The following is a 615-nucleotide window of genomic DNA, read 5'->3' as shown; positions in this document are numbered from 1 at the left end:
CCGCAACCGCCTCCCCCCGGCGCTACCCGGCCCCGCCTTCGCCGTGGCGCTCGACCTTCCCGTCAGCCGCGGCGATCCGGTGCCGCTGCAATACCTCGCCGTCGCGGCCGATCCTTGGCCGGGGGCAGTGGCCGTGTGGCGCTCGGCCGGCGCGGGCGCGGCGCTCACGGTACAGCGCATCGTCGACCATCCGGCCTGCCTCGGGCGCACATTGTCGCCGCTACGCCCCGGCCCGCTCTGGCGGTTCGACCGGACCGCCACGCTCGACGTGGCGCTACGCCATGCCGAGGGTCTCGCCTCCGTCGACGAGACTGCGGCCCTGGCCGGCGCGAACCTGTTCGGGGTCGTCGGCCCGGATGGCACGGTCGAGATCCTGTCGGCCGCCGGCGCGGAACTGATCGGCGGCGGCACCTATCGCCTCAAGACGCTCCTGCGCGGTCTCGCCGGCAGCGAGGGAGCGGCGGGACGGACGCTGGCCGCAGGCGCGTTGATCGTGCGCCTCGACGACGGCGCAGTGGTGCCGCTGGTCGAGCGGCTCGACGAGGCCGGCCGCGCCTTCGCCTACCGCGCCGGGCCGGCCGACCGCGACCCCGCCGACCCGGCGGCGATCGGTTT

The 615-nt window shown here is 76.3% G+C and carries 1 pseudogene; it reads left to right on the top strand.

The annotated features are described in order from the left end of the window. A pseudogene (locus FV217_RS22500) lies at window positions 1-615 on the top strand (hypothetical protein); the annotation flags it as partial.

This window comes from Methylobacterium sp. WL9, from assembly GCF_008040035.1.
In the GTDB taxonomy this organism is placed as follows: domain Bacteria; phylum Pseudomonadota; class Alphaproteobacteria; order Rhizobiales; family Beijerinckiaceae; genus Methylobacterium; species Methylobacterium thuringiense.
This window is presented reverse-complemented; position numbering and strand designations above follow the sequence as displayed.